The sequence below is a fragment of the Lelliottia jeotgali genome, from assembly GCF_977070485.1.
Genome location: NZ_CDRVFO010000027.1, coordinates 31779 through 57700, shown reverse-complemented (window position 1 = coordinate 57700; position 25922 = coordinate 31779). Strand labels below are relative to the sequence as shown.

The 25922-nt window shown below is 61.0% G+C and carries 27 protein-coding genes, 1 tRNA gene and 1 pseudogene; 21 read left to right on the top strand and 8 right to left on the bottom strand.

Features of this window, described 5'->3' with window-relative positions; genetic code table 11:
• The first annotated feature begins 291 nt into the window (after positions 1–291).
• Positions 292–1350 (top strand): DNA polymerase IV, encoded by a 1059-nt coding sequence (dinB, locus tag ACW4TB_RS26505; protein ID WP_279931031.1) that lies wholly within the window; start codon positions 292–294, stop codon positions 1348–1350.
• Positions 1351–1380: 30 nt separating this feature from the next.
• Here the strand turns inward: dinB and ACW4TB_RS26500 are convergent, their stop codons facing one another.
• From ACW4TB_RS26500 to ACW4TB_RS26490, 3 genes are all read right to left on the bottom strand, one after another.
• A complete protein-coding gene (locus ACW4TB_RS26500; protein WP_279930967.1) occupies positions 1381–2334 on the bottom strand; it encodes a hypothetical protein in 954 nt (317 codons plus the stop codon).
• Positions 2335–2354: 20 nt separating this feature from the next.
• Entirely contained in the window at positions 2355–4070 is a 1716-nt protein-coding gene (locus ACW4TB_RS26495) for a proline--tRNA ligase (protein ID WP_012315830.1), read from the bottom strand.
• 160 nt (positions 4071–4230) lie between these two features.
• Positions 4231–5499 (bottom strand): OprD family porin, encoded by a 1269-nt coding sequence (locus ACW4TB_RS26490; RefSeq protein ID WP_012315829.1) that lies wholly within the window; start codon positions 5497–5499, stop codon positions 4231–4233.
• Positions 5500–6267: 768 nt separating this feature from the next.
• Between ACW4TB_RS26490 and ACW4TB_RS26485 the strand changes: the two genes are divergently transcribed.
• Together ACW4TB_RS26485 and ACW4TB_RS26480 are read left to right on the top strand one after the other, a co-directional pair.
• Positions 6268–6678, top strand: a complete 411-nt coding sequence (locus ACW4TB_RS26485) for an HIT family protein (protein WP_217433481.1) — start codon at positions 6268–6270, stop codon at positions 6676–6678.
• Between the two features lies 1 nt (position 6679).
• A complete protein-coding gene (locus tag ACW4TB_RS26480; RefSeq protein WP_012315827.1) occupies positions 6680–6886 on the top strand; it encodes a SlyX family protein in 207 nt (68 codons plus the stop codon).
• 39 nt (positions 6887–6925) lie between these two features.
• On the opposite strand, the gene ACW4TB_RS26475 is transcribed toward ACW4TB_RS26480, so the two are convergent.
• On the bottom strand, positions 6926–7138 hold the full coding sequence (locus tag ACW4TB_RS26475; protein ID WP_196998250.1) for a cold shock domain-containing protein: 213 nt from the start codon (positions 7136–7138) through the stop codon (positions 6926–6928).
• A 75-nt stretch (positions 7139–7213) separates the two neighbouring features.
• Positions 7214–7519 (bottom strand): annotated as a pseudogene (locus tag ACW4TB_RS26470) (cold shock domain-containing protein membrane protein); the annotation flags it as partial.
• Between the two features lie 281 nt (positions 7520–7800).
• Between ACW4TB_RS26470 and ACW4TB_RS26465 the strand changes: the two are divergent.
• From ACW4TB_RS26465 to ACW4TB_RS26380, 18 genes are all read left to right on the top strand, one after another.
• Positions 7801–8274, top strand: a complete 474-nt coding sequence (locus tag ACW4TB_RS26465) for a Dps family protein (protein ID WP_012315825.1) — start codon at positions 7801–7803, stop codon at positions 8272–8274.
• Positions 8275–8463: 189 nt separating this feature from the next.
• Positions 8464–8793, top strand: coding sequence for a ribbon-helix-helix domain-containing protein (locus ACW4TB_RS26460; protein WP_012315824.1), 330 nt, complete (start codon positions 8464–8466; stop codon positions 8791–8793).
• A gap of 93 nt (positions 8794–8886) precedes the next feature.
• Positions 8887–9108 carry an FmdB family zinc ribbon protein gene (locus ACW4TB_RS26455; RefSeq protein ID WP_046787975.1) on the top strand — a complete coding sequence of 74 codons (222 nt, stop codon included), beginning with the start codon at positions 8887–8889 and terminating at the stop codon, positions 9106–9108.
• Between the two features lie 98 nt (positions 9109–9206).
• Positions 9207–10979: an aspartate--tRNA ligase gene (aspS, locus tag ACW4TB_RS26450; RefSeq protein ID WP_455843116.1), complete on the top strand. Its 1773-nt coding sequence runs from the start codon at positions 9207–9209 to the stop codon at positions 10977–10979.
• A gap of 111 nt (positions 10980–11090) precedes the next feature.
• The gene (locus ACW4TB_RS26445) at positions 11091–11837 is read left to right on the top strand and encodes a YebC/PmpR family DNA-binding transcriptional regulator (protein WP_012315821.1); all 747 of its coding nucleotides are present in this window, start codon (positions 11091–11093) and stop codon (positions 11835–11837) included.
• Between the two features lie 195 nt (positions 11838–12032).
• Positions 12033–12557, top strand: coding sequence for a crossover junction endodeoxyribonuclease RuvC (gene ruvC, locus ACW4TB_RS26440; protein WP_012315820.1), 525 nt, complete (start codon positions 12033–12035; stop codon positions 12555–12557).
• Between the two features lie 109 nt (positions 12558–12666).
• Positions 12667–13284 carry a Holliday junction branch migration protein RuvA gene (ruvA, locus tag ACW4TB_RS26435; RefSeq protein WP_012315819.1) on the top strand — a complete coding sequence of 206 codons (618 nt, stop codon included), beginning with the start codon at positions 12667–12669 and terminating at the stop codon, positions 13282–13284.
• Positions 13281–14327 carry a Holliday junction branch migration DNA helicase RuvB gene (ruvB, locus tag ACW4TB_RS26430; RefSeq protein WP_012315818.1) on the top strand — a complete coding sequence of 349 codons (1047 nt, stop codon included), beginning with the start codon at positions 13281–13283 and terminating at the stop codon, positions 14325–14327. The genes ruvA and ruvB overlap by 4 nt, the downstream gene beginning before the upstream one ends.
• A 125-nt stretch (positions 14328–14452) precedes the next feature.
• Positions 14453–14905: a tol-pal system-associated acyl-CoA thioesterase gene (ybgC, locus tag ACW4TB_RS26425; RefSeq protein WP_012315817.1), complete on the top strand. Its 453-nt coding sequence runs from the start codon at positions 14453–14455 to the stop codon at positions 14903–14905.
• Between the two features lie 32 nt (positions 14906–14937).
• Positions 14938–15603 (top strand): protein TolQ, encoded by a 666-nt coding sequence (gene tolQ / locus ACW4TB_RS26420; protein WP_156868220.1) that lies wholly within the window; start codon positions 14938–14940, stop codon positions 15601–15603.
• 14 nt (positions 15604–15617) lie between these two features.
• The gene (gene tolR, locus ACW4TB_RS26415; RefSeq protein WP_039603824.1) at positions 15618–16070 is read left to right on the top strand and encodes a protein TolR; all 453 of its coding nucleotides are present in this window, start codon (positions 15618–15620) and stop codon (positions 16068–16070) included.
• On the top strand, positions 16070–17146 hold the full coding sequence (tolA, locus tag ACW4TB_RS26410; protein WP_012315815.1) for a cell envelope integrity protein TolA: 1077 nt from the start codon (positions 16070–16072) through the stop codon (positions 17144–17146). Before tolR ends, tolA begins: the two co-directional genes overlap by 1 nt.
• Positions 17143–18444, top strand: coding sequence for a Tol-Pal system beta propeller repeat protein TolB (gene tolB / locus ACW4TB_RS26405; protein WP_080516491.1), 1302 nt, complete (start codon positions 17143–17145; stop codon positions 18442–18444). The genes tolA and tolB overlap by 4 nt, the downstream gene beginning before the upstream one ends.
• 54 nt (positions 18445–18498) lie before the next feature.
• The gene (gene pal, locus ACW4TB_RS26400; RefSeq protein ID WP_008090230.1) at positions 18499–18996 is read left to right on the top strand and encodes a peptidoglycan-associated lipoprotein Pal; all 498 of its coding nucleotides are present in this window, start codon (positions 18499–18501) and stop codon (positions 18994–18996) included.
• Between the two features lie 6 nt (positions 18997–19002).
• Entirely contained in the window at positions 19003–19818 is an 816-nt protein-coding gene (ybgF, locus tag ACW4TB_RS26395) for a tol-pal system protein YbgF (RefSeq protein WP_012315813.1), read from the top strand.
• Between the two features lie 159 nt (positions 19819–19977).
• Entirely contained in the window at positions 19978–20625 is a 648-nt protein-coding gene (queE, locus tag ACW4TB_RS26390) for a 7-carboxy-7-deazaguanine synthase QueE (RefSeq protein ID WP_012315812.1), read from the top strand.
• A gap of 16 nt (positions 20626–20641) precedes the next feature.
• The gene (gene queC / locus ACW4TB_RS26385; RefSeq protein ID WP_012315811.1) at positions 20642–21316 is read left to right on the top strand and encodes a 7-cyano-7-deazaguanine synthase QueC; all 675 of its coding nucleotides are present in this window, start codon (positions 20642–20644) and stop codon (positions 21314–21316) included.
• Between the two features lie 61 nt (positions 21317–21377).
• A tRNA-Lys gene (locus ACW4TB_RS26380) sits at positions 21378–21453 on the top strand.
• 326 nt (positions 21454–21779) lie between these two features.
• Here the strand turns inward: ACW4TB_RS26380 and ACW4TB_RS26375 are convergent.
• From ACW4TB_RS26375 to ACW4TB_RS26365, 3 genes are all read right to left on the bottom strand, one after another.
• Positions 21780–24038 (bottom strand): GMC oxidoreductase, encoded by a 2259-nt coding sequence (locus ACW4TB_RS26375; RefSeq protein WP_254466310.1) that lies wholly within the window; start codon positions 24036–24038, stop codon positions 21780–21782.
• Positions 24035–24526, bottom strand: a complete 492-nt coding sequence (locus tag ACW4TB_RS26370; RefSeq protein ID WP_254466309.1) for a sorbitol dehydrogenase — start codon at positions 24524–24526, stop codon at positions 24035–24037. Before ACW4TB_RS26370 ends, ACW4TB_RS26375 begins: the two co-directional genes overlap by 4 nt.
• Before the next feature lie 81 nt (positions 24527–24607).
• Positions 24608–25870 (bottom strand): hypothetical protein, encoded by a 1263-nt coding sequence (locus ACW4TB_RS26365; RefSeq protein WP_455843115.1) that lies wholly within the window; start codon positions 25868–25870, stop codon positions 24608–24610.
• Between the last annotated feature and the right edge of the window lie 52 nt (positions 25871–25922).

Below are 25922 nucleotides of genomic sequence, written 5' to 3'. Positions count from 1 at the left end.
CGGGAGCCGGATTTGAACCGACGACCTTCGGGTTATGAGCCCGACGAGCTACCAGGCTGCTCCATCCCGCGCCTGTGAGATCGAATTCTACGGATTTAACGTCCCCTGTCAAGCATTTAGTTCAAAAAAACCGTTTTCGTTCAAACCCTTAGCCCTTCAATTAGGCATGCAGCTCAGGAGCGCTGCGGCTTTCAGGCCAATTGTCGAGAGGTCTCCTGCGCTGGCTGTCTCGCTGACAGAGCATGCGGTACTATCTGTATGAATTTACAGTGCTGACGGTCATCCATGTCTTTGCGCAAGATCATTCACATCGACTGCGATTGTTTCTACGCCGCGATCGAGATGCGTGATGACCCGCGCCTGGCCGGTCGCCCTATGGCCGTGGGTGGTTCGCCGGATCATCGAGGGGTGATTGCCACCTGCAATTATGAAGCGCGTGCCTATGGGGTGCGCTCGGCCATGTCCTCCCGGCATGCACTTAAGCTTTGCCCTGACCTGCTGATCGTCAAGCCGCGTTTCGAGGCCTACCGCGAAGCGTCGCGCGAGATTCACGGCATATTCCGCGACTACACCGAACTGATCGAGCCATTGTCGCTGGATGAGGCCTATCTGGATGTGAGCGACAGTCAATGGTTTGCCGGCAGCGCCACGCGCATCGCCGAAGATATTCGCAGGCGTGTTGCGCGCGCCCTGCACATTACTGTCTCGGCCGGGGTGGCGCCCAACAAGTTCCTGGCCAAGATCGCCAGTGACTGGCGCAAGCCCAACGGTCTTTTCGTGATTACGCCTGATCAGGTGGAGGCCTTTGTCGCCGCATTGCCTGTTGCCAGGCTGCATGGTGTCGGGAAGGTCACTGCAGACAAGCTTGCTCGGCTGGGTATCGACACCTGCCTGGACATGCGTGACTGGTCGCGGCTGGCGCTGGTGCGTGAATTCGGCAGTTTCGGTGAACGCCTCTGGGGGTTGGCGCGGGGTGTCGATGATCGCGCTGTGCACAACGATAGCCGTAGGCAGTCTGTAAGCGTGGAGAACACGTACGATACGGATTTGCCGGATCTGGCCAGTTGTCTGGAGCGCTTGCCTGAACTGCTGCAAAGTCTGAATGAGCGGATCGCTCGTATGGACAGCAGCTACCGGCCGGACAAACCTTTCGTCAAGGTCAAATTCCATGACTTCAGCCAGACTACCCTGGAGCAGGCGGGGGCGGGGAGAGATCTGGACAGCTACCGACAGTTGCTACGGCAAGCATTCGCCCGGGGTGGCAAGCCGGTTAGGTTGTTGGGGGTAGGGGTGAGGTTGCGCGACTTGCGTGGGGCTCACGAGCAATTGGAGTTGTTCGCGGACAAATGAAAGAGGGGCTGCATTGCAGCCCCTCTTTCATTAATGTGCGCCTGGGTCAGCCACCAACCGGCCGGTAGCCTTGGTCAGTGCCTGCAGAAACTCCTGTTGCAGCTCCGGATCGTTGCGGGTCAGCTCGATCAGACTCTGCTCCATCTCGCTGGCTTCCTCTTCCAGGCCTAGCTCCGACAGGCGCTTGACCCGGTGTACCCACTGGCCGACATCGTCGTCTTCCAGGTCGTCGAAAATCAACTCATGGGCTTCACGCAGCTTGTTGCGCAGGGTGGCGCTGACCAGCAGGCTGGCGTCGCCCCGCACAGCGTTTTCTTCATCGACCACTTGCAGGTGCAGGGTGCCGACGTGGTTCAGGTGCTGTTCCGAGAACGGGCTGTCCAGCAGGTTCAGGCGTAGCACGCCGTTTCTGTCGGTGGTCAGCGCGTGGGTCATCTTGCCGGCCTTGACCTCGACCAAGCGCTCGCTCCAGGGCAGGCTGGTGAACTCCTCGCGCTTGTCCTTTTGCACCTCACTGATCCCTGCCAGGTTCTGCTGGGCGCGACCGTTGGACTGCACGTTCATGAACGGGTTGAGCCCGGCCACGCCGTAACTGATCCAGTCGTGCGTGATGCTCTCCGGCAGGTTGCCCAAGGCAAACACGTTGACCACGTTGGCGCCTGCGCCGGCCACCACTGCCACCGCGCCCAGCGGGATCTCGTAGATCTCCCGCCAGGGTTGGTAAGGGGTATACCGGTCATAACGGCGGGTAACTTCGAACTCGGTGACTTCGAAGCGCCTCTGTTCATTGACGCGTATACGTCGCTGCGGAAGCTCCATCACCTTGGGCTCGCCGACATCAATCTGCAGTGTGTGTTCGAGCAGCTTGCGCTCGACGCGCTCTTCGTGCTCGCTGCGCTGGGACATCTGGTTGGCGCAGCCGCTGAGGAGCAGGGCGCCGCACAGTGCGGCGCCCCCCAGGGTAAAGGTACTTCGCTTGGACATGATCACTCGTGCATTGATTATCAGCGGCGAACGCGGGCCTGCAGGAAGGTCAGCACTTCATTGAGTGGCAGCGCTTGAGCATCCTGTTCGGTGCGGTGCTTGTATTCCAGGTTGCCGTCGGCCAGGCCGCGGTCGCTGACGACGATGCGGTGCGGAATACCGATCAGCTCCATATCGGCGAACTTGATGCCTGGGCTGGTCTTCTTGTCGCGGTCGTCCAGCAGTACTTCAAAGCCTGCGGCCGTCAGTTCGGCATACAGCTTGTCGGTGGCCTCGCGAACCACGTCGGTTTCGTAGCGCAGCGGTACCAGGGCGATCTGGAACGGGGCCAGGGCGTCATTCCAGATGATGCCTTTGTCGTCGTAGCTCTGCTCGATGGCGGCGGCGACCACGCGGGATACGCCGATGCCGTAGCAACCCATGGACAGCACCACTGGCTTGCCGTTCTCACCCAGTACCTGGCACTTGAGTGCCTCGCTGTACTTGGTGCCGAGCTGGAAGATGTGGCCGACTTCGATGCCGCGCTTGATCACCAGAGTGCCTTGGCCATCCGGGCTCGGGTCACCCTCTACGACGTTACGCAGGTCGGCAACCTGTGGGACCGGCAGGTCGCGCTCCCAGTTGACGCCGAAGTAGTGCTTGTCATCGATGTTCGCACCGATGCCGAAGTCGCTCATCAGGGCAACCGAGCGGTCGATGATGCATTCCAGTGGCAGGTTCAGCGGGCCGAGGGAGCCGGCGCCGGCACCAATGGCTTCGCGCAGCTCGGCATCGGTGGCCATGACCAGCGGGTCGGCGACCTGTTCCAGCTTGGCGGCCTTGATCTCGTTGAGTTCGTGGTCGCCACGGACGATCAGGGCGACCAGCTTGCCTTCCTCGGCGCCGCGTACAATCAGGGTCTTGACGGTCTTTTCGATCGGCAGCCCGTAGTTCTCGACCAGCTGGGCGATGGTCTTGGCGTCTGGCGTATCCACCAGGCGCAACTCCTCGGTAGGGGCCAGACGCGCAGTTTCGCGCGGGATGGCCTCGGCCTTCTCGATGTTGGCGGCATAATCGGAGCTGTCGCTGAAGATCACGTCGTCTTCGCCAGACTCGGCCAGCACGTGGAATTCATGCGAGTAGCTGCCGCCGATGGAGCCGGTATCGGCCTGCACTGGGCGGAAGTCCAGGCCCAGGCGGGTGAAGATGTTGCTGTACGCCTGGTGCATGCGGTCGTAGGTTTCCTGCAGGGAAGCCTGGTCGGCATGGAAGGAATAGGCGTCCTTCATGATGAATTCGCGGCCGCGCATCAGGCCGAAACGTGGGCGGATCTCATCACGGAACTTGGTCTGGATCTGGTACATGTTGAGCGGCAGCTGTTTATAGCTGGACAGCTCATTGCGGGCCAGGTCGGTGATGACCTCTTCGTGGGTCGGACCGACGCAGAAGTCGCGCTGATGGCGGTCTTTCAGGCGCAGCAGCTCAGGGCCGTACTGTTCCCAGCGGCCGGACTCCTGCCACAGCTCGGCGGGCTGGATGCTGGGCATCAGCACTTCCAGGGCGCCGGCGGCGTTCATTTCCTCGCGCACCACGGCTTCGACCTTGCGCATTACCCGCAAGCCCATCGGCAGCCAGGTGTACAGGCCGGAAGCCAGCTTGCGGATCATGCCGGCACGCAGCATGAGCTGATGGCTGATGACCACTGCGTCGGCAGGGGTTTCTTTCTGGGTGGCGAGCAAATATTGACTGGTGCGCATGGTTAGCCGTGTCGATTGCCTAAGACATTGAAATGACCCCGCATTGTACGGGGGCGAAACGAAGGCGTACAGGATGCCCCAGGGCGTGGCAAATGTCAGCCAAGAAAAAGCCCGGCAAGCGTGCCGGGCTTTTTCAGGTGCGGGGCACTATAAGCGTGGCTTACAGAATGCTCAGCGGGTACTCGACGATCAGGCGCAGTTCGTCCAGCGACGGGGAGCCGTAGTAGACGCCGTCGGAGGAGCGGTAGGTGGCCTGACGGACGCGGAAGCTGAGGTCCTTGGCGGGGCCTTCCTGCATCACGTACTTGATGTCGATGTCGCGTTCCCATTCTTTGCCGTTGGTGGTGCCGGCGACATTGGCGTCGGTACCGCGCACATAACGGGTCATGAAGGTCAGGCCGGGTACGCCGAACTCAGCGAAGTTCAGGTCGTAGCGGGCTTGCCAGGACTTCTCGTCTTCAGCGTTGAAGTCGGAACGGGCCACGGAGTTGCCGAGGAAGACGGTGCCGCCGCCGTCGACGCCGTAAGCGTAGTCACCGTCACCGTGTACGCGCTGGTGCACGATGGTGAAGGTGTGGGCGCCGATGTTCCAGGCTGCCGACAGGCTGAATGCGGTGTTGTCCAGGGATTCGCCATCGTAAGCTGTAACCAGCTCGGCGCCGTCGCCCTTGGTGTCATAGATGTTGAAGTCGAACACCAGGCCTTGCTTGTCCGAAATCGGCACTGCCCAGTTGATGTTGCCGTAGTACTTGCGCCAGTAGTCTTCGACCTTGGAGTAGTACAGGCTGGTGCTGAGGCTGTCGGTCAGGGCATAGGTGCCGCCAACGATGTTGGCTTCGGTCAGGTGCAGGCTGTCGCGGAACGTCTGGGCCTGGGCATTCATGCCGGTGAAGTGGCCGGCGTGCAGGGTCAGGCCTTCGATCTCGTCGCTGGTGATCAAGGTACCTTCGGCAACTTCCGGCAGCAGTCGGCTGTCGTCAGTGGCGAAGACCGGCAGCGCGGTGAACTGGTTACCGTACTTCAGCACAGTGTTGGAGAAGCGCATTTTTACAGCGCCGCCGCCTTCGGAGTAGTCATCCTGCGAGCGGCCGTCGGAGCCTTCCGGGAACAGGCCGGTGCCGGCACGGCCGCGGCCGCTGTCCAGTTTCAGGCCGAGCATGCCGATGGCATCGACGCCGAAGCCTACGGCGCCTTGGGTGAAGCCCGATTCAAAGGTGCCGAGGAAGCCAAGGCCGGTTTCTTCCACGCGGCTCTGGCTGCCAGGCGCGTTGTTGCGGAAGTCACGGCTGAAGTACAGCATGCGAGTCTTGACGTTCAGCTGGCTGTCTTCGATGAAACCCTTGGATTCGTCCTGTGCAGAGGCAAAGGCCAGCTGCGAGGTCCCTGCCGAAACGGCCAGGGCGATCATGCTCCACTTCATCACGCGCATCGTGATTTGCTCCTTTGGTTTTTAGGAAGAGTACCGCTGCGCCCAAGTCTTTTAGTTATATGGGGCAGCTCTTTCTTGTTATGTCGGCGGAAATGTATAGCACGCAGACTGTTGTTGGCGATATGGGCATATACAACGTTTCGAGAAGTTTACGGCCATGTCGCTTTCAGGTAGTTCCATGTCGCAAATCACGCTCCGATTAATCGGTTCGTACAACGCCAGCGCTGTTCCTGTCACCGTAACGATTCTGTAACTATCGATTCCGGTTAGGGAAACTCCCTGGTGTATCCAAAGCGGCTGTTGTTATTTGTTGCGTCCATCGCTTTATGCAGATGTCGTGCCGACTTGGTGTGGGGAGAATGCAACAAGCGTGCTCAAAATTAACAACGGTTCATGAAATTTTCACAAATTTCGCTGGCGCAGCTCGAAAGTGCCCGTAAATACAGGCCGGCCCCCGTCTGGCGGTGTGCCGGGCCGCAGTCCGGTTGCAAACTAAAAAGCTGCCTTGCAAGTCAAGGTGTTACCGCCCACTGTTCAAGTTGAGTCATTTGTGTGTGTCGAAGCGTAGTGGTGTACTCGTTTGCGGCCTCATTTTGGTGCGAAAAGTAGCGATGTGTTACCGCGCCTGTGCAGCCTGGATCAATTACTGAGCTATAAGAGTGCACCCAGAGGGCGTGCAGCATGCTTGCGCAGACGAAGCAGGGTATCCTTGCGGCATTGACCCGCACGCCGGGGCCCTTTCGTTGGTGGAGGTTTTCAGTGTTTGAGATGGATTCGCGTTTGCAGCAGGACTCTTTGATCCTTGGGGATTTTCCGCTGTGCCGTCTGCTGCTTAGCAAGGATGCCAATTACCCTTGGTTCATCCTGGTGCCCAAGCGTGCCGGCGTGAGCGAACTATTCGACCTGAGCCAGGACGATCAGGCGCAGCTGTGGAAAGAAACAACCTGCCTGGCCGAAGCGCTCAAGGGCGAGTTCGCGGCGGATAAAATGAACGTTGCCACGCTGGGTAATGTGGTCGGCCAGCTGCACATGCACGTGATTGTCCGTCGCCATGGGGATGCCGCCTGGCCGGCGCCGGTCTGGGGCAAGGTGCCCCCTGTCGAATACGGGCCGGGGCAGGTCGATGCCATTCGCCAGCGCCTGCGCGCCCTGCTCAATGATGCATATGAGGAGGCCTGACATGTCGCCGGAATCGCGCATTGTCGAACTGGAAACCCGTCAGGCGTTTCAGGACGATACCATTCAAGAGTTGAACGACGTGGTGGTCGAGCAGGGGCGGGTGATTCAGCGCCTGCAGTTGCAGGTGGCCGAGTTGATCAAGCGTTACGAGGAAATGGTCGGCCAGTATGGCAGTGAGGGTGAGGAAGCGCCGCCACCTCATTACTGATTGGTGCCAGCCCTGGGCTTGCCCCAGGGCTGCAAAGGGTCAGCGGCGGGTTACCGCGACCACATCTTCGGCCTGCAGGCCCTTGTCGCGGTGCATTACCGAAAACTCCACGCGCTGGCCTTCGACCAGGATGCGATGGCCTTCGCCGCGAATGGCGCGAAAGTGGACGAAGATATCGTCACCCGAATCGCGGGAAATGAATCCAAAGCCTTTAGAGGTGTTGAACCACTTCACGGTGCCGGTATCGCGCATGCCGGTCTCCAGCGGCGCGCCCTGGCTTGGCCGGTTTTTTCTGGGGCTGCGGGCCAAGCCTGCGGCCAGGTGCAGAATGACGGCGAGGCCTGCGCAGACCAATGCCGCCAGGTTGCCCATTTCGGGGCGGGCCAGCAAGGTCAGGGTTTGCAGGACCACGGCCACCACCAGCAAGGCGCAGGCCAGGTGCTGCAATTGCTGGCGGGCGCCGCGGTAATACAGCGGCACGACAGGTGCCAGCAGCAGGTTGAGCAGGCCGAGCAGGGCCAGGTAGACCGCCTCCGGTTGCTGCAGGAAGGGTGTTGCGTCGTATTTCAGGCTGGGTATGAGCGATAGCAGCAAAGCTGCAGCGCCCGTCAACAGATGGACGATCTTGAACATGGGTTGGCTCGCAATTGATAAGGCCGATCACAGGAAGAGCTGGCGACACGGTGCGCATGAGGTGTAGAGCGCGAACACATGTTGGGCCAGCCTATGCACCCGGCAATGACAGCATGCACGGGTGGCACGGTGCCTATTTAACAGCAAACGCGGGGCCTTCTCAAACCGCAGGTGGCTGTCGGCGATGAGTTGCCCTGCGTCATGGGCGCGTGGCGCCAAGTATTGATACAGTGTGTGGGGCCCGCTTGATCATCATCAAGCCATATGAAAAGGGGAACTTCATGGCAATCGATATCGGTATCAGTGAAGAAGATCGCAAGTCCATCGTCGAAGGGCTGTCCCGCCTGTTGTCGGATACCTATGTGCTGTATCTGAAAACCCACAACTTTCACTGGAACGTCACCGGTCCTTCGTTCCGTACCCTGCACCTGATGTTCGAAGAGCAATACAACGAACTGGCGCTGGCAGTCGATTCCATCGCCGAGCGGATTCGCGCCCTGGGCTTCCCCGCGCCGGGTTCCTATGCTTTTTATGCGCGGCATTCTTCCATCAAGGAAGAGGAAGGGGTGCCCGCAGCGGACGAGATGATCCATCAGCTTGTCCAGGGTCAGGAGGCGGTCGTGCGTACCGCCCGCAGTATTTTTCCGGTAGTGGACAAGGTCAGTGACGAACCGACTGCAGACCTGTTGACCCAGCGTATGCAGGTGCACGAAAAAACTGCCTGGATGCTGCGGGTGCTGCTTGACGGTAAATGATCGGTCGCTTGTATAAATAGCCGCCTGCCAAGCCCGGTCGAGTGACGCTCACCGGGCTTTTTCGTTTGTGCTGGAAGGCTTTGCCGCTGCTTTGCGTCCGGCTGTACGCGCTTCATTGAGCCTCTGGATCCTGCGCCCTGGCCAGTCTTGCGGTGCAGGGAAAAATACCTGTGGCGAGGATGTGGGCGCATGATGCAAGCGAGCAAGCGTGTAGTAGGCAAAGGGCGCTGCCTGGGCAAGCAGTGCATTGATCCGTTCAAGGCGGATTTCGACATGATGCAGGTTCAGCCGGTATCACGCTCGGTCCGGCTCAACGGTTTTTCCACCTGTTTGCGCCTGGAGGCAGTCTATTGGCGCATCCTCGAGCGCATCGCCGAGGCCAATGAGTGCTCCGTCAGTGCGGTGCTTTCCTACGTGGATCGTGAGGTGCACCTGCGCCAAGGTGGAGTGCGCAACTTCAGCGGCCTGGTCCGGGTGATCTGCGTTGCGTGGTTGCAGGACCCGCCCAGTGTGCGCTGATCGCCAGGCGGGCTGCGCAGTGCCTGTTAACCATATATAATCCCGCTTTTTGCTGCCTTGGGCAGCCAGCGTAATGGTTGACGAGAGACACCCATGCCCCTTTATGACTATCAATGTGCATCCTGCGATCACCGGATGGAAGCGTTGCAGAAGATCAGCGCAGCGCCGCTGACCGACTGTCCGGCCTGCCAGGCGCCGGCATTGAAGAAGCTGTTGTCGGTCCCTGGCTTTCGCCTGAGCGGTAGCGGCTGGTACGAAACCGACTTCAAGACCGGGGCGAAAAAGAATCTGGCAGGCGGCGACAAGGCCGACTGAGTTGAATTGCAGTAGCCGGGTCTTGCAGTATTAGCCCCCTGGGGCGGCCAAGGCCTCCATCGAATACACGAATCACGAGAAGCGAAACCACCATCATGATGCGCAGCCATTATTGCGGCCAACTGAACGAGAGCCTGGACGGCCAGGAAGTCACCCTTTGCGGCTGGGTCCATCGTCGCCGCGACCACGGCGGGGTGATCTTCCTCGACATCCGTGACCGCGAGGGCATGGCCCAGGTCGTCTTCGATCCCGATCGCGCCGAAACCTTCGCAGCGGCCGACCGCGTGCGCAGCGAATACGTGGTGCAGATCACCGGCAAGGTGCGCAAGCGCCCTGACGGTGCGGTGAACGCCAACATGGCTTCCGGTGCCATCGAAATTCTCGGTTACCAGCTGAACGTGCTCAACGAAGCGGAAACCCCGCCGTTCCCGCTGAACGAGTACTCTGACGTCGGCGAGGAAACCCGCCTGCGCTACCGCTTCATCGACCTGCGTCGCCCGGAAATGGCCGACAAGCTGCGCCTGCGTTCGCGCATCACCAGCAGCATCCGTCGCTTCCTGGACGAGAACGGCTTCCTCGACGTCGAAACGCCGATCCTCACCCGTGCCACGCCAGAAGGCGCGCGCGACTACCTGGTGCCCAGCCGTACCCACGCCGGTAGCTTCTTCGCGCTGCCGCAGTCGCCTCAGCTGTTCAAGCAGCTGCTGATGGTCGCCGGCTTTGACCGTTACTACCAGATCGCCAAATGCTTCCGTGACGAAGACCTGCGCGCTGACCGTCAGCCGGAGTTCACCCAGATCGACATCGAGACCAGCTTCCTCGATGAGTCCGAGATCATGGGCCTGACCGAAAGCATGATCCGCAAGCTGTTCAAGGAAGTCCTGGACCTGGAGTTCGGCGAATTCCCGCACATGACCTTCGAAGAAGCCATGCGCCGCTACGGTTCCGACAAGCCAGACCTGCGTAACCCGCTGGAACTGGTAGACGTTGCCGACCAGCTCAAAGATGTCGACTTCAAGGTCTTCGCAGGCCCCGCCAACGATCCGAAGTGCCGCGTCACCGCGCTGCGCCTGCCAGGTGGCGCCAGCATGCCGCGCAGCAAGATCGACGAGTACACCAAGTTCGTCGGCATCTACGGCGCCCGCGGCCTGGCTTACATCAAGGTCAACGAGCGCGCCAAGGGCGTTGAAGGCCTGCAGTCGCCGATCGTCAAGAACATCCCTGAAGCCAACCTCAACGTGATCCTCGATCGCGTAGGTGCGGTAGACGGCGACATCGTGTTCTTCGGTGCTGACAAGTTCAAAGTCGTCAGCGAGGCCCTGGGCGCGCTGCGTATCCGTCTGGGCCACGACTTCGAGCTGCTGACCTGCGAGTGGGCGCCGATGTGGGTCGTTGACTTCCCGATGTTCGAAGAGAACGAAGACGGCAGCTTCACTGCGTTGCACCACCCGTTCACCGCGCCCAAGTGCACCCCCGAAGAGCTCGAGGCCAACCCGGCCACCGCGCTGTCGCGTGCCTACGACATGGTGCTGAACGGCACCGAACTGGGTGGCGGTTCGATCCGTATCCACCGCAAAGAGATGCAACAGGCGGTGTTCCGCCTGCTGGGTATCGAAGCGGCAGAACAGGAAGAGAAGTTCGGCTTCCTGCTCGACGCCCTGAAGTTCGGCGCACCGCCTCACGGTGGCCTGGCCTTCGGTCTGGACCGCTTGGTCATGCTGATGACCGGTGCCCAGTCGATCCGTGAAGTGATTGCCTTCCCGAAAACCCAGAGCGCCGCGTGCGTCATGACTCAGGCTCCGGGCTTGGTTGATGCCAAGGCCCTGCGCGAGTTGCATATCCGCCTGCGCGAACAGACCAAGGTCGAGTAAGCGGGCCCCGGGCGCATCCAGATGGATGCGCCTTTGCGTTTCGGCGCAGGAATTTGTCGTTGCGCCCCTCTCGGGGCGCAATTGTTTGTGTTTCAAGAGTTTGGAGTCGTTATGGCTGGTCATTCCAAGTGGGCGAACATCAAGCACCGCAAAGAGCGCCAGGATGCCAAGAGAGGCAAGATCTTCACCAAGTGGATCCGTGAGCTGACCGTCGCTGCCAAGCAGGGTGGTGGCGATCCGGCCTCCAATCCGCGCTTGCGCCTGGCGCTGGACAAGGCCCTGGGTGCCAACATGAGCCGCGATATCATCGATCGCGCCGTGGCCCGTGGTGCCGGCACCAACGAAAGCGATAACGTTGAAGAGCTGAGCTACGAGGGCTACGGCCCGGGCGGGGTGGCGATCATGGTCGAGGCCATGACCGACAACCGCAACCGTACCGCGGCCGCCGTGCGGCATGCCTTCACCAAGTGTGGCGGCAACCTCGGTACCGATGGCTCGGTGGCCTACCTGTTCGAGCGCAAGGGGCAGATCAGCTTCGCCCCGGGTGTGGACGAAGATGCCCTGATGGAAGCCGCCATGGAAGCCGACGCCGACGATGTCGTGGCCAACGAAGACGGTTCGTTCGAGGTGTTCACCTCGTTCAACAGCTTCTATGCCGTGCGTAATGCCCTGGAGGAGGCCGGCTTCAAGGCCGCAGATGCGGAAATCGTCATGCAGCCGACCACCAGTGCCGAGCTGGATCAGGAGGGGGCGGAGAAAGTGCTCAAGCTGATCGACATGCTCGAAGACCTGGATGACGTGCAGAACGTCTACTCCAATGCACAGATTTCCGACGAGATCATGGAAAAACTCGGCTAAGGTGTCGCCAGCAAGGTTGTAATTGGGGCCGCTGGGCGGCCCATCGCCGGCAAGCCAGCTCCCAGAACTACAGCGCAGCTCTCAACGGTGCGCTGTAGCTGTGGGAGCTGGCTTGCCGGCGATGGGCTGCGCAGCGGCCCCAATAGCCTTGAATTGAGCTCAGGCTTTCAAGCATCCCCCTACACGACAGGCGTTATGACTCTGATTCTTGGTATCGACCCCGGCTCGCGCATCACCGGTTATGGCGTTGTGCGCCAGACTGCCCGTGGTTGCGAGTACGTGGCGTCGGGTTGTATCCGTACCGGCAGCGGCGAGCTGCACGAGCGCTTGCAAATCGTTTTTCGCGGTGTCAGTGAAATCATTGCCCAGCATGGTCCTGTGACCATGGGCATCGAGCGCGTGTTCATGGCGCGTAACCCCGATTCGGCGCTCAAGCTCGGCCAAGCGCGCGGCGCGGCCATCGTCGCCGCCGCCGAGGCCGGCCTGGAAATCGCCGAATACAGTGCGACTCAGGTCAAGCAGGCCGTGGCCGGCACCGGTGGGGCTAACAAGGAGCAGGTGATGCTGATGGTCATGCACCTGCTCAAGCTGACTCAGAAACCACAGATCGACGCCTCTGATGCCTTGGCGATTGCCCTGTGCCATGCCCATACCCGTTCCAGCCTGGTGCCGCACGGCCTGGCCACGGCGCGGCGGCGCGGTGGTCGCTTGCGTCTGTAGCTGCTTCATGAGCTGATACATATTTTGTCCGGGTGGTACGTTCACCCGACGTATTTGCTGATAGGGTTGAGCGGTCTTTGATCGGCTCCCCGAGAGGAAGGATCGAAACGTGATTGGACGTTTGCGCGGTACCCTGGCGGAAAAACAACCGCCGCACCTGATTATCGACGTCAATGGCGTGGGCTATGAGCTTGAAGTGCCCATGACCACCCTGTACCGCCTGCCGAAAGTTGGCGAAACGGTCACCGTGCATACCCATCTGGTGGTGCGCGAAGATGCCCACCTGCTGTATGGCTTCCATGAGAAGCGAGAGCGCGAACTTTTCCGCGAGCTCATCCGCCTCAATGGCGTGGGCCCGAAGCTGGCGCTGGCCTTGATGTCGGGCCTTGAGGCCGACGAACTGGTGCGTTGCGTACAGGCGCAGGACACATCGGCGCTGGTGCGTGTGCCTGGCGTCGGCAAGAAGACCGCTGAACGCCTGCTGGTCGAGCTCAAGGACCGCTTCAAGGCCTGGGAAACCTCGCCGGCCATGTTCACGCTTGTATCGGATGGTCCGGTACCGGTCAGCGGCGCCTCCACAGCCGAGGCCGATGCCGTCAGTGCCCTGGTTTCCCTGGGCTACAAGCCGCAGGAAGCCAGCAAGGCAGTGTCCGCGATCAAGGACAAGGCCGGCCTGAGCAGTGAGGAGCTGATCCGTCGCAGCCTCAAAGGGATGATTACCAAGTGATCGAAGCCGACCGCCTGATTGCCGCCAGTGGCCGCGACCGCGAAGAAGTCCAGGACCGTGCCATCCGCCCGCTGCGCCTGGACGAATACATCGGCCAGCCGGTGGTGCGCGAGCAGATGGCGCTGTTCATCCAGGCTGCCCGCGGTCGCAACGAATCGCTCGACCATACGCTGATCTTCGGCCCGCCAGGGTTGGGTAAAACCACCCTGGCCAATATCATCGCCCAGGAAATGGGCGTATCGGTCAAAAGTACCTCGGGGCCGATTCTCGAGCGCCCGGGCGACCTGGCAGCCATGCTGACCAACCTCGAACCGCATGACGTCCTGTTCATCGACGAGATTCACCGGTTATCACCGGTTGTCGAGGAGGTGCTGTACCCGGCCATGGAGGACTTCCAGCTCGATATCATGATCGGCGAAGGCCCGGCTGCCCGCTCGATCAAACTCGACTTGCCGCCCTTCACCTTGGTGGGGGCCACAACCCGCGCCGGTATGCTCACAAACCCGCTGCGCGACCGCTTCGGTATCGTCCAGCGACTTGAGTTCTACAGCGACAAGGACCTGGCGACCATCGTCAGCCGGTCGGCCAATATTCTGGGGCTGGTCATCGAGGACCAGGGGGCTTACGAAATCGCCCGCCGTGCCCGCGGCACGCCGCGTATTGCCAACCGCTTGCTGCGCCGCGTGCGTGACTACGCCGAGGTGCGCGGCAAAGGGCAGATCACCAAGGCAGTAGCCGATTTGGCGCTCAACCTGCTGGACGTAGATGAGCGTGGTTTCGACCATTCCGACCGCCGTCTGCTGCTGACCATGATCGAGAAGTTCGATGGTGGCCCGGTGGGCGTGGATAACCTGGCGGCAGCGATCAGCGAGGAGCGTCATACCATCGAGGATGTGCTCGAACCCTACCTGATTCAGCAGGGCTATATCATGCGTACGCCCCGTGGTCGTGTGGTCACTCGGCACGCCTACCTGCACTTTGGCCTGAATGTTCCCGGGCGCCTGGGTGAGGGGGCAGATTTTTCCGAAGCAGGCGATGAATGACAGATCGAAACCCGCTTTTCGTGGTCCTACCGCTGGCATGCCTCAGGTGCGCTGGCAATACGACATTAATGAAGAAAAAACAGTTGCCGCAGCGGATTGGCAAGCTGAGGAGTAAGCACTAGAGTATGCGCGCGCAAAATGGCCTGGAACCTTTCGCACACCGTTGTCGCGTCTATTACGAAGATACCGATGCCGGTGGCGTGGTGTATTACGTCAACTACCTGAAATTCATGGAGCGCGCGCGGACCGAGCGCCTGCGGCACCTGGGGTTTTCCCAGCAGCAACTGGCCGGGGAGAACCTGTTGTTCGTGGTCCACTCAAGCGAAGCGCGTTATCACGCGCCGGCGCGCCTGGACGACGAACTTCGGGTGACCGCGCAAGTACTTGAACTCAATCGCGCCAGCCTGCGTTTCGTGCAGCAGGTCTGGCGGGAAAAGGATGAAACGCTGCTCTGCGAAGGGCAGTTCCTGGTGGCGGCCGTGCGCGCCGACACTTTCAAACCCCGAGCCATACCCCCCAAGCTGCGCGACGCCTTTGTGGCGGACGGCTCGGGTACTCAATCGAATGCAGGAGAATAAGCGTGGAAGCTAACGTCGTCGACCATACCTCCATGTGGAGTCTGGTCAGCAATGCCAGCGTGGTGGTACAGCTGGTAATGCTGACCCTGGTGGCCGCCTCGGTCACCTCATGGATCATGATCTTCCAGCGCAGCACCATGCTGCGCGCCGGTCGTCGTGCGCTGGACGCCTTCGAGGAACGCTTCTGGTCGGGTATCGACCTGTCCAAGCTGTACCGTCAGGCAGGCAGCAACCCGGACCCGGATTCGGGCGTGGAGCAGGTCTTCCGGGCCGGCTTCAAGGAGTTCTCGCGTCTGCGCCAGCAGCCGGGTGTGGACCCCGACGCGGTCATGGAAGGCGTAGGCCGGGCCATGCGCGTAGCCATCTCGCGTGAGGAAGAAAAACTCGAGCAGAGCCTGCCGTTCCTCGCCACCGTTGGTTCGACCAGCCCGTACATCGGCCTGTTCGGTACCGTGTGGGGCATCATGAACTCCTTCCGCGGCTTGGCCAGTGCCCAGCAGGCGACCCTGGCCACCGTGGCTCCGGGTATCGCCGAAGCGCTGATCGCCACCGCAATCGGCCTGTTCGCGGCAATCCCGGCGGTTATCGCCTACAACCGTTTCGCCGCACGCAGCGAAGTGCTGATCGGTCGTTACTACACCTTCGCCGACGAGTTCCAGGCGATCCTGCACCGCAAAGTGCACACCAGCGAAGAGTAATCAGGTACAAACCCATGGCCCGAGTTCGCCACAAACGCAAGCCGGTCGCCGAGATGAACGTGGTGCCCTACATCGACGTGATGCTGGTGCTGCTGGTCATCTTCATGGTGACGGCTCCCATGCTCAATCAGGGCGTGAAGGTCGACCTGCCCAAGGTTTCCAGCGAAGCCTTGCCGCAGGACAACAATGTCCAGATCCTCACCATCTCCATCAAGGCTGACAAGACCTATTACTGGAACCTGGGCAGCGAAGTCGACACCGACAAGCAGATGGACAAGGCCATGACCTTGCCTGAAATGACCGGTGCAGTGACCAAGATCATTGCCGCCGGTCGCGACCAGGGCAAGCAGACCCAGGTCTTCATTCGTGGCGACAAGGCTGTCGACTACGGCGCGGTCATGGGTGCCATGGGCGGGTTGCAGAAGGCCGGTGTCGGTAACGTTGGCCTGATTACCGAGGCGCCCTGATGCAACAGCGAGAGCCATCCGCCTCGGAAAGCTACTTCTGGCCCAGCGTCTGGGCCATCGGCCTGCATGTGCTTGTGTTCGCATTGCTGTTCGTCAGTTTTGCCATGACGCCAGAATTGCCGCCTTCCAAGCCGATCGTTCAGGCTACGCTGTATCAGCTCAAGTCCAAGAGTCAGGCGACCACCCAGACCAATCAAAAGATTGCCGGGGAAGCGAAAAAAACCGCGTCGCGTCAGACCGAAGTCGAGCAGCTGGAACAGAAGAAGGTCGAGCAGGAGGCCGTAAAGGCTGCGGAACAAAAGAAAGCCGATGCCGCTCAAAAGGCCGAGGAGGCTCGCGAAGCCGCCGAGGCGAAGAAGGCAGAAGACGCTGCCAAGGCCGCCGAGGCCAAGAAAGCCGCTGAAGCCAAGAAGGCCGACGAGGCGAAGAAAGCCGCTGAAAAGCAGCAGGCCGACATCGCCAAGAAAAAGGCTGAGGAAGAGGCCAAGAAGCAGGCGGCCGAAGAGGCCAAGAAACAAGCCGCCGAGGATGCCAAGAAGAAGGCAGCCGAGGAGGCCAAGAAGAAAGCGGCCGAGGACGCCAAGAAGAAAGCGGCAGCCGAGGACGCGAAGAAGAAGGCAGCTGAAGAGGCCAAGAAAAAGGCCGCTGCAGATGCCCAGAAGAAAAAGGCACAGGAGGCGGCCCGCAAGGCGGCAGAAGACAAGAAAGCCCAGGCCCTGGCCGAGCTGTTGTCCGATACCACCGAGCGGCAGCAGGCGCTGGCCGACGAGCAGGGTGACCAGGTGGCCGGCGACTTCGACGACCTGATCCGCATGCGCGCGGCCGAAGGCTGGGCGCGTCCACCTTCAGCGCGCAAGGGCATGACGGTAGTCCTGCAGATCAACATGCTGCCCGATGGCACCATCACCAGTGTCAGCGTGTCGCGCTCCAGTGGCGACGGTCCGTTCGACAGTTCTGCGGTGGCAGCAGTGAAGAACATCGGTCGTCTGACCGAAATGCAGGGCTTGAAGCCGAACGAGTTCAATCCGTACCGTTCGTTCAAGATGACATTTACACCTGAGGATCTAGCGTTGTGATTAAACTCCTTCGAGGACTGCTGGTCATGCTGTGCTGCGTGGCAGGCATGGCCATGGCAGAGGAAAAGAACATCCTGGTCACCAGCGGCAGCGATCGGGCCACGCCCATCGCGGTAGTGCCGTTCGGTCTGCAGGGTGGCAGTGTGCTACCGGAAGACATGGCCGATATCATCGGCAATGACCTGCGCAACTCCGGTTACTACTCGCCCATCCCACGGCAGAACATGATCAGCCAGCCTACCCAGGCCAGCGAAGTGATCTTCCGTGACTGGAAAGCCTTGGGCGCCCAGTACGTGATGGTCGGCAGCATCGTGCCGTCGGGCGGTCGCCTGCAGGTGCAGTACGCGCTGTTCAACGTCGCCACCGAGCAGCAAGTGCTGACCGGCAGCGTTGCCGGCAGCGTCGACCAACTGCGCGACATGTCGCACTACATCGCCGACCAGTCGTTCGAGAAGCTCACCGGCATCAAGGGTGCGTTTTCCACTCGCATGCTGTACGTGACCGCCGAGCGCTTCTCGACCAACAATACCCGCTACACCCTGCAGCGTTCGGACTACGACGGTGCGCGTGCAGTGACCTTGCTGCAGTCGCGTGAGCCTATCCTGTCGCCACGTTTCGCGCCGGACGGCAAGCGTATCGCCTATGTCTCGTTCGAGCAGAAGCGTCCGCGCATTTTCATCCAGCACATCGACACCGGCCGCCGCGAACAGGTCACCAACTTCGAAGGCCTCAATGGTGCTCCGGCCTGGTCGCCGGATGGTTCGCGCCTGGCGTTCGTGCTGTCCAAGGACGGTAACCCGGACATCTACGTGATGAACGTGGCTTCGCGCCAGATCAGCCGTGTCACTGCCGGCCCGGGTATCAATACCGAGCCGTTCTGGGGCAAGGATGGCAACACTCTGTACTTCACCTCCGACCGTGGCGGCAAGCCGCAGATCTACAAACAGTCGGTCAGTGGTGGTAGCGCCGAGCGTGTGACGTTCGTGGGTAACTACAACGCCAACCCGAAACTTTCGGCGGACGAAAAGACGCTGGTAATGATCCATCGTCAGCAGGGCTTCACCAACTTCAAAGTGGCGGCACAAGACTTGCAGAGAGGAAGTGTAAAGATTCTCTCGGAAACAAGTCTTGATGAGTCTCCCACTGTTGCGCCAAACGGCACCATGCTAATCTACGCCACCCGCCAGCAGGGCCGGGGAGTCTTGATGCTCGTGTCGCTTAATGGCCGCGTGAGGCTCCCACTTCCTACCGCTCAAGGCGAAGTCAGAGAACCGTCCTGGTCCCCTTACCTGAACTGATTGCGGCGTAACACGTTTTGCTTAACACACTGGGGTTTCATTAGGAGTTTCACGATGGAAATGCTGAAGTTTGGTAAATTTGCTGCGCTGGCTCTGGCCATGGCTGTAGCTGTAGGTTGCTCCTCGAAGGGCGGTGACAACGCTGGCGAAGGCGCTGTCGACCCTAACGCTGGCTACGGTGCCAACACTGGCGCTGTTGACGGTTCCCTGAGCGAAGAAGCCGCCCTGCGCGCAATCACCACCTTCTACTTCGAATACGACAGCTCGGACCTGAAGCCAGAAGCCATGCGCGCTCTGGACGTTCACGCCAAGGACCTGAAGTCCAACGGCAACCGTGTTGTTCTGGAAGGCAACACCGACGAGCGCGGTACTCGCGAGTACAACATGGCTCTGGGCGAGCGTCGTGCCAAGGCCGTTCAGCGCTACCTGGTTCTGCAGGGTGTTTCCCCTGCTCAGCTGGAACTGGTCTCCTACGGCGAAGAGCGTCCAGTTGCCACCGGCAACGACGAGCAGTCCTGGGCTCAGAACCGCCGCGTAGAACTGCGTAAGTAAGTTCTTATGCGTATGTGCCGTCGTGCTGTAACCGTCCTCGCACTCAGCCTTCCGCTTTCGGCGTGGGCTGCGGTTCCTGTAGTAGATGACAACGCAGGTGCTTACCCACCTTCGGGTTATGGCACGAGCGGCGCCTATGCCGGGGCAGGGGCTTCGACCCCTGCCTCAGCACAGGGCCAGCTGTTCATGCAGCTGCAACAGATGCAGGACCAGATATCCCGCCAGCAAGGCATCATCGAAGAGCTGCAAAACGATGTCGCCCGCATGAAGCAGGAAAGCCTGGAGCGTTACCAGGATCTGGACCGCCGCATCAACAGTGGTGGCGCGCCTGCCGCGACCCCCGATAATTCCTCCACCGGTGGTGCACCCGATGCCGCCGCCGGTGCAGCAGCAGGCGCCGCTGGCGCTGCTGCACAGCAACCGGCCGCCAACAGCGAGCCGGGTGATCCGGCGAAAGAGAAGCTCTATTACGATGCCGCTTTCGACCTGATCAAGCAGAAGGACTTCGATAAGGCCAGCCAGGCGTTCGGCGCCTTCCTGCGCAAGTACCCGAACAGCCAGTACGCAGGTAACGCCCAGTATTGGCTGGGTGAGGTGAACCTGGCCAAGGGTGACCTGCAAAGTGCCAGCCAGGCCTTTGCCCAGGTTAGCCAGAAGTACCCCAAGCACAGCAAGGTACCGGACTCCCTGTACAAGCTGGCCGACGTCGAGCGTCGCATGGGCCATACCGACAAGGTCAAAGGCATCCTGCAGCAAGTCATCACCCAGTACCCCGGCACTTCCGCCGCACAGCTGGCGCAGCGTGACCTGCAGAAGCTCTAAGTAGCACCGCTCAAAAGAAACCCGCGCCAGTCGCGGGTTTTTTCGTTAGAATCATTGCCCTTTTTCTTAAACACGCTGCTGCGGATAACGCCATGTCGAGTCCGCGACAGTGCCTGACGGAGGCGGACAGCCTGTTTAGCTGTCACGCCCGTGGCGATCATGCAAGACACATTACGTATCACCGAAGTCTTTTACTCTTTGCAGGGTGAAACACGCACGGCTGGGCTGCCCACGGTATTCGTGCGCCTGACCGGTTGCCCCCTGCGCTGTCAATATTGCGACAGTGCCTACGCCTTCAGTGGCGGTACTGTGCGTAGCCTCGATTCGATCATGGAACAGGTGGCCGGCTTCAAACCGCGCTATGTGTGCGTCACTGGCGGCGAACCGCTGGCCCAGCCGAATGCCTTGCCACTGTTGCAGCGTCTGTGCGATGCCGGCTATGAGGTTTCGCTCGAGACCAGTGGTGCCCTGGATATCTCGGCTACCGATATTCGCGTCAGCCGCGTGGTCGACCTAAAGACCCCGGGCTCTGAAGAGTCCCACCGCAACCTCTACGAGAACATTGAGCACCTGACCCGCAATGACCAGGTCAAGTTCGTCATCTGTTCACGCGAGGACTATGACTGGGCGGTTTCCAAGCTGATTCAGTACAACCTTGCCGAGCGAGCCGGCGAGGTGCTGTTTTCGCCAAGCCATCACCAGGTGAAGGCCAGTGATCTGGCCGACTGGATCGTTGCCGACAACCTGCCCGTGCGCTTCCAGCTGCAGCTGCACAAGCTGCTGTGGAACGACGAGCCCGGACGTTGATTAGGAGCAAAAGTACATGACTGAGAAACGCGCAGTAATCCTGCTGTCCGGCGGCCTCGACTCGGCCACTGTCGTCGCCATGGCCAAGGCTGAAGGCTATAGCTGCTACACCATGAGCTTCGACTATGGCCAGCGCCATCGTGCTGAATTGAACGCTGCTGCGCGGGTCGCTCGTGACTTGGGCGTCGTTGAGCACAAGGTCATCGGCTTGAACCTCGATGGCATCGGTGGTTCGGCGCTGACCGACAGCAGCATCGATGTACCGGAAACCCCGGGCGAGGGTATTCCAGTGACCTATGTGCCGGCACGCAATACCGTATTCCTGTCCTTGGCCCTGGGCTGGGCAGAAGTGCTGCAAGCGCGCGATATCTTTATCGGCGTCAATGCCGTGGACTACTCGGGCTACCCTGATTGCCGCCCAGAGTTCGTCGAAGCGTTCGAACGCATGGCCAACCTCGCGACCAAGGCCGGTGTCGAGGGGCAGGGCTTCCGGATCCAGGCGCCACTACAGAACATGAGCAAGGCGCAGATCGTGCAGGCCGGTATGGCCCGTGGTGTGGATTACAGCCTGACAGTCTCCTGCTACCAGGCCGACGATGAGGGCCGCGCCTGTGGCAAGTGCGACAGCTGCCGCCTGCGCGCCGACGGCTTCAAGGCTGCCGGAGTAGAAGACCCAACCCGTTATTTTTGAAAAAAGTTTTGATGGAGTGTTGATTTCCCGTTAGAAATCAGTATTATACGCGCCATCCAACGGGTCGTTAGCTCAGTTGGTAGAGCAGTTGGCTTTTAACCAATTGGTCGTAGGTTCGAATCCTACACGACCCACCATATTCGCAGCGGTTCGTGAGTACTAGAGGGTGGCTTTACAGCCAGTTCTAGTCCTGCAGCCGTCTGGAGCGAACCTTAGTAGCGCTTCAGCGTGATGTATATATGAAAAAGCCCGCGACCTGTACAGGTTCGCGGGCTTTTTCGTTCATACAGGGAAAAACGCCTCCGATGGGGTTGCGAGCGATACGAAGGCGGTGACTGGAACGGGTTGCAATTGTTCGCGGTGACGGCACATTGCTGCAAGCCCCAGGTTCATCCGGGCTGAGAGAGCAACCCCACAATACTGCGCCTTTGTCAGAGCATTGTGGGGTTTGGTATGACAGCCTCTACACCGCCCCGAAACGCACCTCCACCGACAGGCTGCCCAGGTTATCGCTCAGGCCAGCCCCATAGCGCCCAGCCAGGTCGTCATTGATGCACAGCTGCAACTCACCCTGCTGGCCACGCGGCAATTGCACCTGATCACCCACCAGGAACGGCACGCCGTTGCTGCCGATGCGCCCGATCAACGCCCCTTCGTTCTGCCCCGGCAGGGTGTAGCCCGGCTTGGCGATCAACGCTGGGTTGCCCTGTGCGCCAACCATGCCGGTGGCCGGGTTGGCCGTCCACTGCCCGCCTGTACACACCGCCAACTGCCAGCTCTGCCCATTGACCTGCATGCCCGTGCCCTGCCATGCCTGGTTGGCCTGCACCTGCACCGTGCGCTTGAGCAGGTCGCTGGCCACCACGTCGGCGGCCTGGAAGGTCAGCGCGGTAATGGTCAAGGTCGGGTTGGCGGTGCCGGTGGTGGGGAACACGCCGTCGCCGACCAGGAACAGGTTGGGGTGGTCCCAACTGCGCTGGTCCTTGTCCACCACCGACTTGGTGCGGTCCGAGCCCATGCGGTAGGTGCCCATCAGGTGGCCAGCGCCGAAGAACGCGTAGTTATGGCCGTCGTACTCGAACACCGTTTGCGAGCCGGGCTCGAGTTTAGGGTTCAGGTTGGTCAGCTCGGTGGCGCCCATCAGCTCGGTGATGATATGCGTGGCGGCCAGGCGCGCTTGCTTGAAGCCCTCCTTGGTGTAGTCGGACAGTTCGTAGGTGATCTGCGGCCGGGGCAGGCCCAGACCATCGGTGAACTCCGTGCTCCTTTCCACCCGGCACAGCGCATGGTCAGGGTCTTTCTCCACCTGCTCGATCAAGAAGCCCAGACGGAACTGGCGGGTCAGCACGCTGTTGAGCTGCTGCACCAGCGCCTGGCCGGACAACGCCAGCTTGTTGGGGTTAGCGCCGCCGTTGTTGGTGCCGTCGATGAAATCGCAGACAGAGGCGTAGGGGTCGTTTACCGACCAGTTCCAACCCTCGTTGCCGATCTCGATACGCCAGGCGGCGCGCTGGCTGCGGAACGGGCCATCGCGCATGTCCTCGATCCCCGAGGTGGACAACGGCCCGCGGAACGGGAACAGCGGCTTGCCTTCGGGCATCAGGCCCCAGGCCAGGTACACCGGGTGGTCAGCCAGCGCCTGGCCCACCTGGCCGCTGCTGTTGGCGACCCCTTTAGGGCTGTTGGGGCCGATGGAGTTGAGTAACAGCTTTGGCGTTTCGATAGCATGGGCGGCGATCACGTAGCGCTTGCCCTGGGCCGTGCCGTTCTGGCGCGTGCCATTGTTCTGGTACTGGATGAAATCGATACCCGTGACCCCATGGGCATCGACCTGCACCTGGCTCGCCACGGTCTGGTAGAGGATGCGCACGTTGCCGGTATCCAGTGCCTTGGCCATTGTGACGGTGGCGTCGTACTTGGCCTGGATCGGGCAGATCGGCGTGCAGCTGGTGTTTCCAGCGCACACCCGTCGGCCGTTGTCGCTCTGCGAGTTGCGCCCTGCCGGGGTCTGCCGGACGTTGAGGGTGACACCTGGGTACGGCTTGCCGTCGGGCGCCTTCTCCGGACTCTGGTACACCGTGCCCGTCACGTTTTTGCTCAAGCCCTGGTCTACCAGCGAAGGCGGGATGCCGTGCATGCTGTATTCATACCCCTGCGGGAAGGTCACGCCCAGGTAGGTCTGCGAGGCGACATCGGCGGACACGCCCATCTCCTCCTCGGCGCGGCAGTAGGCGGTCTGCAGGTCTTCGTAGCTGATCGGCCAGTCGACCCCGACGTTGTACGCAGTGCGCATGCGAAAGTCGTTGGGCAACAGGCGCAGGGCCGTGCCCATCCAGTGCCACATGGTGCCGCCGCCTACCCGTTCGTAGGTGCTGGCGAACAGCTGCGGCCCCTTCTGTACCAGGTAGCTTTTCTGCACTTTGTTCGGGTCGGTGCTGCCGGCGGTGATCAAATCCTGGATAGTCGCGCGCGGAGCGAACTGGGTGGCCGGGGTCTGCTCGGTCTGCTCCGGCGGGTATGGCGACTCGGGCGACTTGAGCACGGCGGTGTAGAAACGCTCCAGATACTCGCTGCGGTTCGGCGGAATTGCCGGGCCCGACTCGAGCACCAGCACTTTCAAGCCGGCCAGGCCCAACTGATAGGCCATGACGCTGCCGGCCATGCCTGCGCCCACCACGATCACATCGGCAGTTTCGATATTCTGGGTTTGTACGTTGCTCATGGCTGCTGCCCTTCCTTGGCGTCGACACCGGTGAATTGCTTGAGGGTCGGTGGCTGCTCGGCCCAGTAGCCGAAGTGGTACTGGCTGTAGCCCATGGGGTGAGACTGGGCGATCTTCCACGCCCAGCTTTGCTTGTAGGCTTGGTCAGACACCACGCTGGTGTCACCCTTGTGCTTGCTGCCTTGGTCATACGGCTGGTACCAACTGCCGAGCAGCCACAGCTTCATGATCGAGCGGGCGCCTTGGGCGATCTGCGGGTCCGAATTGCCAAGTACGGCGCTGGCGATTTGCGCTGGGGTTTGGCTCTTGATACTGACGTACAGCTCCAGCAGGTTGCTGAACGCTGCGGTGCCCATACCTTGCTGGGCGGTGGCGAAGAACACCGGCGGCAGGTTGATCGGGTCTACCGAAGGCGCCAGCAGCTCTGCTGACAGGCCAGTGAGGGCGGCGGACAGGTCGATGAAGTTCTGCAGGTTCGGGTCGCTCATGGCATCACTCCTTGGCGCCAGTGGATTGGGCACGTTCAAGCAGGAAGGTGAAATCGGCGAAGCTGGTGCGCGGTGACTGGGTCACGCGGGTGGTCGCGTTGTTGTGGCACTCCATGCAACTGGACGAAGCCTGCGGCGTAGTGCCCTGGTTGTAGGTTTCAGCGTGGCGTTGGCCAGGAAGTTCGGCGCAGGCGTGCCCAGCGGATTGGTTGGCGACGGTACTTTGCAGTCATCGGCGGGGTCGGTCGGCCACTGGGTGCTGATCAACTGGTAGTTGGCCCACACAGTGCCCTTGAGCGCGCTTTGCCACTGCGCGTTGAGCTGGTGTGTCGCGGTGGTGAGCGGGATTTCCCGCACGATCTGCGAAGGCGTGGCTTTCTTCGATGGGTCCCACGGCTGCGCTGGCGGCTCGTTCACCGGGCGGTCGCTGGCTTGGGCGTCGTAGAACAGGTAGGGGCCCTTGCGCTCGTTCATCGGTGTGGTCTTTTCCGGCACGTTGCGCACGTGCTCGAAGCTCGACCATACCCACTGCGGCGCGGCCTGGGTCTTGTGCACGATGTGCAGGCCGACCAGCCCGACCTTCTGCGCGCTGCACGACTCGGGGATCACCGCGCCCTTGTTCGGGTCGGCGTTGCCGGGGGTGTAGACCAAGGCGTCGACGGCGTGGAAGTCCTGCGGGTTGTCGTTGCCGCCGAGTACCTTCCAGGCCGACTTGACCATGATCGCGCCGACCTGCTCGGCCTTCTGCGACCCGCAGGCGAATGCGATGCGGTTCTCGGCCTTGCTCAGGAATGCTTGCTGGCCCTCCTTGCTGTACAGGCCATTGTTGACGATGTCATCGAACATCGGCTGGTTGACCATGATCGCGTTGCGCGTGTAGGTGCCGTTCTGGTCCACCAGTGGGCCGGTCTTGAACGGCTGAATGAATTCGTCGAGCACACCGGCGACCTTGCCCATCTGTTGCAGGACGGGCAGGTCACCCTTGCCTTGGCAGGCGGCGGGTAGCGGCGCCTTCTGGTTCCAGGCGACCGGCTTCTGGCCTTGGGGCAGGAAAATCTCGTAGCTCTCCTTCCACGACTCCCAAACCGTCTGCCCCGGCGCGCCCATCTTCGCCGAGGTGTTGGCGCTGCCGTCGGCGTTGGCGGGCCAGTTCAGGGCAACGAATGTCTGCCACGACAGCACGTCGAAATCGTGTTGCAGGTTATCCAGGGTGAAGGGTGGGGTAGCGGTGACGTCGAAGGGAATCGCAGGTGAAAGCACTGGCGGGCTGGCCGCATCGGCCATGGCAAGCGCGCTGGTGAAGCTTGCTCCCAGGCACGCCAACCGTTTCAGGGTTATTTTCATTATCGTCTCCTCAGCAGATAAAGCGTCGGGACGACGAGGCGTACGGGCCCTT